Genomic DNA, 12,279 nt, shown 5'->3' on the forward strand with positions numbered 1-12,279 from the left:
ACCGGTGCGGCCCCGCGGCCCTCAGACCACCCACTGCGGCAGCGGCTCACCATGGCTGACCCACTCCTGGGGCAGCCGCCCACCCGGCACCCGGGTGGCCACGACACCCCCCACGATGGCGCACGTGGTATCGGCGTCACCGCCGGCCCGCGCCGTCTCCCACACCGCCGCCGGGAAGCCATCCAGGTGCTTGGCGGCGCACCACAACGTGAACGGCACCGTGTCCTGGGCGCTGATGCGCTGCCCGCACCCCAGCTCACGCCCCACGGCGACCGGATCGGAGACAACCAGCAAGGCGCGGGCGGCACGCACACCCTCACTGACCTCACCCGCGGGAACGTGGGCGAGCACCTCGTCCAGGAACGCCGGCGCGCCCAGCGCCTCCCGGCGCGCGGCCACCGCCGCGCCCACGGCCACCGCCACCGCACCGGCAACCCCCTCGGGGTGGGTGTGCGTCACCGCGGCCGACAGCGCCGCCTGGCGCGCCGCCTCCTCAACGTCGTCGCTGAACCACGCCCCCAACGGCGCCACCCGCATCGCCGCCCCATTGCCGAACGACCCCGCACCGCCGAACAGGCCACCGGCCAACTCCCGCCAGTCACCCCCGGCGCGCACCGACGCCAACACCCCGGCGGTGGCCGGCCCGTACCCCCGTCCCGGGTCGAACCGCGCGGCGAAACCCGCCGCCAACGCGTCCTGGTCGACATGGCCGCGGCCACGCAACACCGCATAGACCGAACAGGCCATCTCGGTGTCGTCGGTGAAACGCCACCGCCCCTCCGGCAGCCGCCACTGCCCGCCCGGCCCCACCTCGCCCGGTGCCTCCAGGCAGCGCTGCCCGAACCCGTCACCCAGTGCGAGCCCGCGCAGCGACACCATCGCCCGCCGGGCACGGTCCTCATCCATGGCGCTCATCACCACCGGATCCTGCCCACTGGACCCACCACACCAACACCACCCGGACCACACCCCACCCGCACCCACTCACACCCTGTTCACCTGCGGTGACAGAACAACGAAACGTCGCCGTCACAGCCGGCTGACGGAGCAGAAACACCCGCCCGGTTGCCTGGAACCACGAAGACATCCAAGCACCCGCACCACGGCCCACGCAGAAGCGAGGAACAGGACCCGGCATGAGACAACTCGTCGTCATCGGAAACGGCATGGTGGGACACCGCCTCGTCGAGGCAGTCCTGGACCGCGACCCCGAAGGCACCTGGCAGATCACCGTCCTGGGTGAGGAAACCCGCCCCGCCTACGACCGTGTCGCGCTGTCCTCCTACTTCGACGGCGCCACCGAGACCGACCTGGCCATGCCCGACCTGAGCAACGCCCCCAACGTCGAGTTGCGGCTCGGGGAACGCGCCACCGGCATCGACCCCGCCACCTCCACCCTGACCACGTCAACCGGCGCCACCCTCAGCTACGACGCGCTGGTCCTGGCCACCGGCTCCTACCCGTTCGTGCCCCCCGTCCCCGGCCACGACCTGGACACCTGCCACGTCTACCGCACCATCGAGGACCTGGACACCATCCGCGCGGCCGCCCACAGCGCCCGCGCCGGCGCGGCGGCCGACCAAGGACCCCCCACCGGAGTCGTCATCGGCGGCGGGCTGCTGGGCTTGGAGGCCGCCAACGCCCTGCGGCTCCTCGACCTGGAGGCCCACGTCGTCGAGATGGCCCCATGGCTGATGCCGCGGCAGGTCGACGAGGGCGGCGGCGCACTCCTTGGCCAACTCATCGAAGAAACCGGTGTGCGGGTACACACCGGCGCCGCGCTGCGCGCCATCGAAACCCCCGACAACGGCCGCACCGCACACGTCCACCTCGGCGAGGACACCCGCATCGACGCCGACATCGTCGTGTTCTCCGTGGGGATCCGCCCCCGCGACGAACTCGCCCGCCAAGCCGGCCTGGACATGGGCCCCGGCGGCGGGGTGGCCATCGACGCCAGCTGCCGCACCAGCGACCCCGCGATCTACGCCGTCGGCGAGTGCGCCAGCGCCAACGGCACCGTCTACGGGCTTCTCGCCCCCGGCAACGCCATGGCCGAAGTGGTCGCCGACCAGCTCGCCGCCGGCGACGCCACCTTCACCGGCGCCGACACCTCCACCAAACTCAAACTCCTCGGGGTCGACGTCGCCAGCTTCGGCGACTGCCACGCCCACACCCCCGGAGCCCTGGAAGTCGTCCTCAACGACCCGCCCGGACGCCGCTACGCCAAACTGGTGGTCTCCGACGACGCCAGCACCCTGCTCGGCGGCATCCTCGTCGGCGACGCCACCGCCTACGCCGGGCTACGCCCACTCGTGGGCCACCAACTGCCCGGCGACCCCCTCGAACTGATCGCCCCCGCCCGCGAAGGCGGCGGGGTCGGCGTGGACGCGCTCCCCGACGAAGCCCAGGTGTGCTCCTGCCACGCCGTGGCCAAAGGAACCATCCGCACCGCCATCACCGAAGGCCACACCGACGTCGGCGCACTGAAAGCCTGCACCAAAGCCGGCACCGGCTGCGGGTCGTGCGTGCCCATGCTGAAGAACCTGCTCTCCTCGGCCGGCGTGGAACAGTCCAACGCCCTGTGCGAGCACTTCACGCACTCCCGCGCCGAACTGGTGGAGATCATCCTCTCCACCGGAACCACCACCTTCTCCGAACTGATCGCCAAACACGGCACCGGCGGGCGCGGCTGCGACATCTGCAAACCCGCCGTCGCCTCCATCCTGGCCTCCCTGGACGGCGGCCACATCCTCGAAGGCGAACAGGCCAGCCTGCAGGACACCAACGACCACTTCCTGGCCAACCTGCAACGCAACGGCACCTACTCGGTCGTCCCGCGCATCCCCGGCGGCGAGATCACCCCCGACAAGCTCATCGTCATCGGCGAGGTCGCCCGCGACTTCGGCCTCTACACCAAGATCACCGGAGGCCAACGCATCGACCTGTTCGGCGCCCGCGTCGAACAGCTCCCCGACATCTGGAGCCGCCTGGTCGAGGCCGGCTTCGAGTCCGGACACGCCTACGGCAAGGCGCTACGTACCGTGAAATCATGTGTGGGAACCACCTGGTGCCGCTACGGCGTGCAGGACTCCGTGGCCATGGCCATCGAACTGGAACTGCGCTACCGGGGGCTGCGCTCTCCCCACAAGCTCAAGTCCGCCGTCTCCGGGTGCGCCCGCGAATGCGCCGAGGCACGCGGCAAAGACTTCGGAATCATCGCCACCGAGAACGGCTGGAACCTCTACGTCGGCGGCAACGGCGGCTTCACCCCCCGCCACGCCCAACTCCTGGCCTCCGACCTCGACTCCGCCACCCTCATCCGCTACATCGACCGCTTCCTGATGTTCTACACCCGCACCGCCGACCGGCTGCAACGCACCGCCGCCTGGATCGAGGCCATGGAGGGCGGACTGGAGCACCTGCGCTCCGTCATCGTCGACGACAGCCTCGGCATCGCCGCCGACCTGGAAGCGGCCATGCAGCGCCACGTCGCCAACTACGCCGACGAATGGCGCGGCGTCCTGGAGGACCCCGACAAGCTCGCCCGCTTCGTGTCCTTCGCCAACGCCCCCGAAACCCCCGACCCCACCATCACCTTCGCGACCGAACGCGACCAGCCGGTGCCCGCCGGCCCCGTCACCCTCGGCATGCCCACCCCGCCATCCACCACCCCAGCCACCACCGGCGCCGCACCCGCCCACCAGGGAGGTCCGACCCAATGACCACCGCCACCACCCGCCCCACCAGCACCGCCCCGCACAACAACACCTGGGTCACCGCCTGCCCCACCAGCAGCCTCACCCCCGAACGCGGCGTGGCCGTACTGCTGCCCAACGGCGACCAGGTGGCCCTGTTCCGCACGCACGACAACGCGCTCTACGCCATAGACAACATCGACCCCTTCACCCACGCCGCCGTGCTGGCACGCGGTATCGTCGGCGACCGCGCCGGCGAGCCCACCGTCGCCTCACCCATGCTCAAACACGTCTTCGCGCTGCGCACCGGCACCTGCCTGGACAACCCCGACGTGCGCCAACGCACCCACCGGGTCCGCGAACACAACGGCCAGATCCACGTCCGCACCCAACCCAACGAGGCACCCGCATGAGCACAACAGCCCCGGCGCCCAACGCCGAACCGGTAACGACCACCGCCCCACTCGCCGGGTTCACGGTCGCCGTCACCGCCGCCCGCCGCGCCGACGAGCTCAGCACCCTCCTGCGCCGCAAAGGCGCCGAGGTCATCGCCGCCCCAGCGCTGCGCATCGTCCCCCTCAGCGACGACCAGCGCCTGGCAACCGCCTCCCGGGAACTCATCCACCGCCCCGCCGACATCGTCATCGCCACCACCGGCATCGGCTTCCGCGGATGGATCGAGGGCTGCGACACCTGGGGGCTGGCCGAACCCCTGGTCGCCTCCATGCACCACTCCCGGGTGCTGGCCCGCGGCCCCAAAGCCAAAGGCGCGATCCGGGCCGCCGGGCTCACCGAAGAATGGTCGCCACCCTCGGAATCCTCCGCCGAAGTCCTGGACTACCTGCTACACAGCGACCTCGACGGGCTCCGCGTCGCCATCCAGCTCCACGGCGAACCCCTACCCGACTTCACCGCCGCACTGCGCATGGCCGGCGCCGACGTCGTCGAGGTCCCCGTCTACCGCTGGACCGAACCCGAGGACGTCGCCGCCCTCGACCGGCTCATCGAGGCCGTGCTCGCCCGCAGTGTCGACGCGGTGACCTTCACCAGCGCCCCCGCCGCCGCCGGCCTGCTGGGCCGCGCCTCCCGCACCGGCACCCACACCGACCTCGTCACCGCCCTCCGCGAGGACGTCCTGGCCATGTGCGTCGGCCCGGTAACCGCCGGCCCTCTCATGGCCCAGGACATCCCCACCGACTGGCCCGCCCGGGCCCGCATCGGCGCCCAGGTCCGCAAGCTCGCCGAAGAACTCCCCGAACGCTTCCCCGTCCTGCCCGTCGCCGGACACCAGCTACGGCTACGTGGCCACGCCGTCGTACTCGACGGCATCGTCCACCCGATCTCACCGGCCCTCATGCGCCTCCTGCGCGCCCTGACCCGACGCCCCGGACAGGTGCGCGACCGCGCCGAACTGCTCGCCTGCCTCGGCGACGACGCCGAGGCCCACGCCGTCGAGACCGCCATCGCCCGGCTGCGCACCGCACTGGGCAACCCCAAGATCATCCAAACCGTCGTCAAGCGCGGCTACCGCCTCGCCCTCGACAACGGCGACTGCTCCCACCACGAGCCCGAATGACACCCACACTCCTGCTCGCCGTGCACGGCACCCGCGACCCCAACGGCACCTCCGTGGCACAGGCCCTCGCCCGTGAGGTCGCCGAAGACGCCGGCGTCCCCGTACGGCTGGGTTTCGCCGACGTGTGCCACCCCGACGTGGGCCAGGTGGCCGCGACCATCGAGGGCCCCATCGTGGTCGTACCCGCGTTCCTCGCCGCCGGCTACCACGTCCACGTCGACATCCCCGCCCAGCTCGCACGCACCGGGCGCACCGCGGTACCGCTGGCCCGGGCCCGCCCCGACACCCTTCAGGACCCGCGCGCCGCCATCATCACCGGCGCTTTGGGCGAGGACGACCGGCTCATCACCACCGCCGCCCACCGCCTGCACCACGCCGGCTGGCGCCCGGCCGACGCTGTCGTACTCGCCGCCGCCGGCTCCTCCGACCCCAGAGCCCTGGCCCACGTCGGCACCGCCGCCCGCCGACTCGCCGCCGCGCTGGCCACACCAGCACCCGTCGAGGCCGCCTACATCGCCACCGCGGCCCCGACCGTGCCCGAAACGGTGGCTCGGCTTCGCCGCCGCGGCCACACCCGCGTCGCCATCGCCTCCTGGCTGCTGGCCCCCGGCCTGTTCCACCAGCGTCTCGCCCACGCCGGCGCCGACGCGGTCGCCGACCCGCTGTGCCCCGAAGACGGCATCGCCGAGGTCATCACCGCCCGCTACCGCGCCGCAGCCGCCCTCCAACCCGCCCGCGCCTAAGCCCCGGCGGAACAAGGTCCGGGGCGTGGATCGTCATCATCGCTTCGGCGATGATCCGACCACACCCAGATCATTTCGTTGGGAGTTCTAAGCGCGCAGGAACGCCAGCACCGCCTTCACCCGACGGTTGGCTTCCACATCCTCGTGAGCGAGGTCGAGCTTCGCCATGATGCTCCCGATGTGCTTGCCGATCGCGGCTTCGCTGACGGTCAGTTCGCGGGCGACCCTGGAGTTGGAGTGTCCTTCGGCCATGAGGACCAGCACGTCGCGTTCCCGCCGGGTGAGCTGGTCCAGCGGGTCGTGCTGCCGCTGCACCAACCGCTTGACCACGGCGGGGTCGACGGCAGTCCCGCCCGCGGCGACACGGCGCAGCGAGGCCACGAATTCCTCGACATCCGCCACACGTTCCTTGAGGAGGTACCCGATGGCACGCCCATCGTTGAAGTCGAGCAGCGTCCCTACGTAGCGAGTCTCTACGTAGTGGCTCAACACCACGATGGGAAGCTCCGGACGCGTGGCGCGGAGTTGGACCGCCGCCCGCAGCCCCTCGTCACGGAATCCCGGCGGCATCCTGATGTCGGTGACCACCAAGTCGGGGCCGTGCTGGGCGACGGCCGAGGCCAACGCCTCGGCATCTCCTACCGAGGCGGCGATCTCGAACTCGAAACGCTCCAGCAGACTCCGCAGGCCCTCGCGGAGCAGCACCCCGTCTTCTGCTAGAACAACTCGGAGGGGAGAGTGTGGTTGCACGGAGTCTCCACTCGAATCCGGGTTGGCCCGCCAGCCGGGCTGGATAGCAACATTCTGCCTCCAATCACCGTGATGCGGTCGGCTAGGCCAGTCAGACCGGTTCCCTGACCCGGGTCCGCACCACCCGGACCGTCATCGGTGACCTCGAGGACCAGTGTCTCCCCCTCGCGGTGGACCGCGACCGCGATCCGCCGCGCCTGGGTGTGCTTGGCAACATTTGCCAGCGCCTCGGCGGCAGCGAAGTAGACGGTGGACTCCACGTGGGAGGGCGGCCGTTCTACGAGGTCCACCGATAGGGCGACCGGGATGGCGGATCGCTCGACGAGTTCCGGAAGGGCCGCCGCCAACCCCTGGTCGGCGAGCAGTTGCGGGTGGATGCCGTGGATGATCTCCTGCATGGCGCTGATGAGCTCCTTGGTCTGCTCGTGCGCGGAGGCGAGGGTCTCCTCCACCCGGGACCCGGCCGGGGCGTCCATACGGGCGAGACCCAGCTGTATCACCAAAGCGACCAGCCGCTGCTGCGCGCCGTCGTGCAGGTCACGTTCGATGCGCCGCCGCTCGGCCTCGAAGGCGTCCACCAGTCGGGCCCGGGAACGCGTCACCTCGACCAGCTCGGCACGGAGGGTCTCGGCGGGCTCACCGCCCAGCAGGTTACGTCCCAGCACGGCGTTGACGTGCGCCCCGACGGCGGCCGCGTAGGGCGAGGCCAGCAGGAGCACGGCACCGACCGGCACCAGCAGGAGCGCCGTGGGCACGTCGGTAACCTGCCGCTGGTTCAGGGCGAGTGGCTCGCCGACGGCGACGAGGATAGGCGCACCCAGCAGGACTGCTCCATACACCACCAGGGCGAACAGCACAAGGTAGCTGAGAGGAGCAATGACGAAGCACAGGAGCAGCAGGTAGGCGAACTCCCGCCACGTCGTGGGATCGGTGTAGCGAGTGCGCAGCCCGGACCACAGCCCGGGGCGCGGCGCACGGTGGCCGGGGCGGATGGGCGGGTGGACCAGCCGTAGCCGCCACCGTTCCACGACCGCCACCGGGAGCGCCAAGAGCGGCCCGAGGGCCAGTAGCAGTCCCAGGCTCAGCAGCGGCAGGACGATCACGAGCCACAGCTCGATCTCGACGATGCCCTGGCGGGCCTCGATCACGATCTCACCGAGGATGATCAGTGGCACGAGCATCAGCCCGACCACGGAGACGGCCACACCACCGACGACCAGGGCGGCCCCGGCCGAGGCGAGGCTTCGCCACGGCCACCGTGTGTAGAGGAAACGTCGCTGCCGCAATGCCTCCAGCGGTGTCTGGGGAGGCCTTCCTTGCGTGTTCACCCCCTCACCCTAGAAAGGGGCCGTGCACCCGGCCAGTGGGCTAGACCCCGTCTTGGGGGTATAACTGGCCCTACTGCAAGGCCACGAGATGCCCTGCTGTGCGTCTGCGGTCCTCCTCGACCCCCCGCACCGCCACAAGACCAATCACGCCTGCGGAGTTCCCGGGGGAGAAGGACGGAACCCGGCGGAGGCGCGCCCGGGCCCACACCACGCGCTGCGGCCAGCAGCCGCAGCGCCCTCACTCCCGGGCGACCCCCATAGCCTCAGCCACCAGTTCCAGACAACGGAGCTGGGCGCGGCCACCCCCGCTCTGCGGGGCGATCATCAGCTCGTCTGCCCCGGCATGCGTGGCGAACCACGCGAGGTACTCCTTGACCTCAGCCGGGTCACCCACAGCGGAGTAGGTCGTCATCTGCCGCACGTGCCGGCCCGCCGGGGAATCCAGCGCCGCGTCGGCCTCCTCATCGGTGAGCACGCGCCCGCGCCCCAACAGCCGCGCCGCCATCCGGCGCTGCGCCCGGTGGAACTGCTCGCGCGCCTCAGCCGTCGTCGGCGCCGCGGCCACCCCCACCCCCGCGATCACATGCGGCCGCGGCCACCGCTCCGAAGGCGCGAACTCGTCCCGGTAGGCCGCCACCGCCTCCTCGAGCGCCTGCGGGGCGAAGTGGGAGGCGAACGCGTACGGCAGCCCCAGCGCGGCCGCCAGCTTCGCGCCGAACAACGACGACCCCAGGATGTACAGCGGCACATCGGTGCCCTTGCCCGGCACCGCCTCCACACCCGGGATCCGCGACTCCCCGGTGAGGTAGCCCTGCAGTTCCAGCACGTCCTGCGGAAAGTTCTCCGCGGAGGAGGGGTCGCGGCGCAGCGCCCGCACCGTGTTCTGGTCGGTGCCCGGCGCGCGGCCCAGACCCAGGTCGATACGGCCGGGATGCAGCGTCTCCAGCGTCCCGAACTGCTCAGCGATGGTCAGCGGAGCGTGGTTGGGCAGCATGACACCGCCGGCCCCCAGCCGGATGCTCTGGGTGTGCGCGGCCACGTGGGCGATCAGCACGCTGGTGGCCGAGGACGCGATGGAGCCCATGTTGTGGTGCTCGGCGTACCAGACACGCCGAAAACCCAGCTCCTCGGCGTGGCGCGCCATGGTCACGCTGGCCTCCAGGCTGTCCCGCGCGGTCATGTCCTCGCCGATGTGCGCCAGGTCGAGGATCGAGATGGGGACGGACACGGCTACCGGCCTTTCGTGACGGGGGAGAGGACCCGGCGCAGGCCGGGCCGGCGGCCCAACTGGCCAGCCGCCATCTGAGCAAGAACAGTCCCGCGCCCCCCGCTATTTCCACCCCCCACCGCGCACCCCACCCGCCCCGGACCGGTGCGCAGACCAATACCGCGGCGACCGCACCGGAACGGCATCACATGGCGCCCCGCACGCGTTGGACATACCAACAGGCGCAGGCCCACCACACGGATGGGAGAGGGATGACCCCCAACAGCAACGCGCTGCATACCCAAGACGACATGTGGCACAACGAGGACCCGCGCTACGACCGCGCCGCCGGCGCCTGGCTCGGCGCGGCCTGGGCGGCCTGCCTCGTGGGCGCGGAGCCACCCGTGATTACCGAGCTCGCCCACCCCGCCGGGCACAGCGGGGGAGCGGCGCTGCTGTCCCAACTCATCGACACGGCGCTGCGCGACGTGCGCACCCCCGGCACCATCGCCGCCAGCGCACCCGCCGCCGGCGAACGCGCCTGGGCACAGGCCCTGCGCGACACCATCGCCACCGGAACGGTTCCCGCCCGCGACGCCGCGGTACCCGAGTCCAGCCCGCTGGCCACAGCCTGGCAGGCGGTGCTGGGCACCCCGATACCACGGCTCGACCCGGCCCGCCGGGTCTTCCCGTGCTCCCATCTGGCCGAGGCGGCGCACTCGGCCCACGCCGCCGGCGGCGACGAGGCCGCGATGTACGCCGGCGCGCTCGCCGGAGCCAGATGGGGTGCCTCGGCCGTCCCCCTGCAGGCGCACCGGCGGTTGGCCGACATCGTCGACCCCGGCCCGATCCTCAGACGGGCCGTGGTGCTGGCGCGGGGCAGCGCCCCCTCGATCTGGCCCGAGCAGGAACACCACTACGAGGACCGCACCGACCCCAGCATCGCCCGCCCGTTCCGCGCGCAGCACCCCCACGACCACGGCCTGACCCTGGCCAACCTGTCCCACATGCGCGCGGACCAGCACACCGAGGCGGTGGTGTCGCTTTGCCGGATCGGTACCGCCGACACACCGGCCCGGGTGCCACCGCGCGACCGCGTCGAGGTGTGGCTTATCGACACCGACGGCGCCAACCCGAACCTGCACTTCGTCATCGACGAGGCTGCCCGGATGGTGGCGGCGCTGCGCGGCGAGGGCAAACGGGTACTGCTGCACTGCGCCGCCGGCCAGTCGCGGACCCCGGCGGTGGCGGCGCACTACGCGGCGCTCGCCTGCGGCACCGACGCCGTCCAGGCGCTGCGCACGATCATCCCGGCCCTCGGCGGGCACCTCGACACCCCGGAGTTGTCGCGCACGGTCGCCGCCCTGAACGGGGTAGGGCTGGCCGACCCGGCCCGGGAGCTGTTCCCCCAGGGAGTGCCGCCCCGTCGCCACCAGGCCACGCGAGGCTGACCCCGGCGCGCCGCATCCCGCGCCCACCGCCACTACGAAACGGCGGCACCACAGGAGAACCGTTGACGAAAAACGGTGCTGAGCGCGTATCCACAAATGTTGTGGAATCCTCTTTGACCACGGTCACCGGCGAACGGTACACACGGGGAATGCTCATCGGCACTGGTCATACGCACACAAACCGTGCCGCACGGCCCGCTCCTTTGACCAACCCCACAAGAGCCAAAACCCGCCGAAGTCGTGACAAGTTCCACAAAACGCCGCAGCTGGTTCTTCCGCCCCGCACGTTCTGCCTACGCTCGGCGCCGGCGGTCACCGAACCACCCCACGGCTCGTCCCCTGCCTGAGACCGCACCACCCCTGTCCCGGGTGGTGGCGCTGCGCACCCTGCGCCCGCAACGGCCCCACCGCAGCCGAGACCACCGCGCAGCCGTGAACCTGACCCCAATCGAAGGACTCCCGTCGTGGGCAACCACCACTCCTTACCCGCCTGGCCATGGAAACGCCCGCGGAACAACCGCGTCGCCGTGGTCACCACCGCCGTGGGTGCCGCCCTGATCGCCGGCGGCACCGCAGGCGCGGCAGTCGTCGGCGACACCGGGAGCACCCCCTCCAACGACGCGGGCACACCCGCCACGGCCACCACCGCACCCGCGCAACCCGCCGAGCCGCTGTCGGCCGAGGAACAGCGCCAAGCGGCCCAACAGCGCGATGAGGCCACCGCCTCCGCACAGCAGCGCTTCGACGGCGCCCCGGTCTCCCCGGACCAACAGCAGGACTCCGGATCCTCTGCGAGCAACGCCGCGGAACGCAGCCCCACCGGCAAAGAAGGAAACTGCGCGGCGTCCAACTACAGCGAGGCCCAGCCCACCGCCAGCGGCGAGACCTTCGACCCCAGCGCCATGACCGCCGCGCACAAGGAACTGCCCTTCGACACCATGGTCGAGGTGACCAACCCCGCCAACGGCTCCTCGGTCACCGTCCGGATCAACGACCGCGGCCCCTTCGTCGACGGCCGCTGCCTGGACCTGTCCACCGCCTCCTTCGAGCAAATCGCCTCGCCCCACCAAGGCGTCGTCGACGTCGAGTGGCAGGCCGTCGAATAGACCATCCCGCCCCCGAGATAGCGGGGGTGGCCGCGCCCCCTCCCCAGGCCACCCCCGCCCCCATTTCCGGTGAAGTTCGCGCGCACCCCGACATCCGCCTCGATGGCAAGGGCACTACCGCACCACGGCGGAAGCATCGCGAGCCGGCCAGTCTGGCCGCGCAACGGCAGACATCCTCCAGCGGCACCCACCCAAGACCCCCCCCAGGGCACCTGAGGGCTCAGCACGCGGCACACCCCAGCCGGCGCGATCACCACCGGCCGGTGCCGCCCTCGGGACCGCAGCGGCCACCTCCCGCCAACGCACTACTCACTTCTGGAAGCGAACCCATTGCGCTCCGCGCACATCGGGCCGAATCCCACCCCGCCGGGCAAAACGCACGACTTGATCAGCACGCCCGAGCGCAGTTGGATGACCATGTGA

General features: G+C 71.4%; 10 protein-coding genes. 6 read left to right on the top strand and 4 right to left on the bottom strand.

Going from position 1 to position 12,279, the window contains the following annotated elements:
- Nucleotides 1–21 precede the first annotated feature (21 nt).
- Complete coding sequence (locus F4561_RS13460; protein ID WP_184578929.1) at nt 22–915, bottom strand: ADP-ribosylglycohydrolase family protein; 894 nt, start codon at nt 913–915, stop codon at nt 22–24.
- Between the two features lie 221 nt (nt 916–1,136).
- Between F4561_RS13460 and nirB the strand changes: the two genes are divergently transcribed.
- From nirB to F4561_RS13480, 4 genes are read left to right on the top strand one after another with little or no spacing between them, the layout of a single operon-like run.
- Complete coding sequence (gene nirB / locus F4561_RS13465) at nt 1,137–3,722, top strand: nitrite reductase large subunit NirB (RefSeq protein WP_184578932.1); 2,586 nt, start codon at nt 1,137–1,139, stop codon at nt 3,720–3,722.
- Nucleotides 3,719–4,108, top strand: a complete 390-nt coding sequence (gene nirD, locus F4561_RS13470) for a nitrite reductase small subunit NirD (protein ID WP_184578935.1) — start codon at nt 3,719–3,721, stop codon at nt 4,106–4,108. The genes nirB and nirD overlap by 4 nt, the downstream gene beginning before the upstream one ends.
- Nucleotides 4,105–5,271, top strand: coding sequence for a uroporphyrinogen-III synthase (locus F4561_RS13475; RefSeq protein WP_184578938.1), 1,167 nt, complete (start codon nt 4,105–4,107; stop codon nt 5,269–5,271). Before nirD ends, F4561_RS13475 begins: the two co-directional genes overlap by 4 nt.
- Nucleotides 5,268–6,014, top strand: a complete 747-nt coding sequence (locus F4561_RS13480; protein WP_184578941.1) for a sirohydrochlorin chelatase — start codon at nt 5,268–5,270, stop codon at nt 6,012–6,014. Before F4561_RS13475 ends, F4561_RS13480 begins: the two co-directional genes overlap by 4 nt.
- 87 nt (nt 6,015–6,101) lie before the next feature.
- Here the strand turns inward: F4561_RS13480 and F4561_RS13485 are convergent, their stop codons facing one another.
- The 3 genes from F4561_RS13485 to F4561_RS13495 form a co-directional block, all read right to left on the bottom strand.
- Nucleotides 6,102–6,764 carry a response regulator gene (locus F4561_RS13485; protein ID WP_184578944.1) on the bottom strand — a complete coding sequence of 221 codons (663 nt, stop codon included), beginning with the start codon at nt 6,762–6,764 and terminating at the stop codon, nt 6,102–6,104.
- Nucleotides 6,731–8,092, bottom strand: a complete 1,362-nt coding sequence (locus F4561_RS13490; RefSeq protein ID WP_312885241.1) for a sensor histidine kinase — start codon at nt 8,090–8,092, stop codon at nt 6,731–6,733. The genes F4561_RS13485 and F4561_RS13490 overlap by 34 nt, the downstream gene beginning before the upstream one ends.
- Before the next feature lie 238 nt (nt 8,093–8,330).
- On the bottom strand, nt 8,331–9,320 hold the full coding sequence (locus F4561_RS13495) for an LLM class flavin-dependent oxidoreductase (RefSeq protein WP_184578946.1): 990 nt from the start codon (nt 9,318–9,320) through the stop codon (nt 8,331–8,333).
- A gap of 251 nt (nt 9,321–9,571) precedes the next feature.
- Between F4561_RS13495 and F4561_RS13500 the strand changes: the two genes are divergently transcribed.
- On the top strand, nt 9,572–10,750 hold the full coding sequence (locus F4561_RS13500) for a protein-tyrosine phosphatase family protein (protein WP_246437197.1): 1,179 nt from the start codon (nt 9,572–9,574) through the stop codon (nt 10,748–10,750).
- Between the two features lie 527 nt (nt 10,751–11,277).
- Nucleotides 11,278–11,856 carry a septal ring lytic transglycosylase RlpA family protein gene (locus F4561_RS13505; RefSeq protein WP_184578949.1) on the top strand — a complete coding sequence of 193 codons (579 nt, stop codon included), beginning with the start codon at nt 11,278–11,280 and terminating at the stop codon, nt 11,854–11,856.
- Nucleotides 11,857–12,279: the final 423 nt, after the last annotated feature.

This window comes from Lipingzhangella halophila, from assembly GCF_014203805.1.
GTDB classification, from domain to species: domain Bacteria; phylum Actinomycetota; class Actinomycetes; order Streptosporangiales; family Streptosporangiaceae; genus Lipingzhangella; species Lipingzhangella halophila.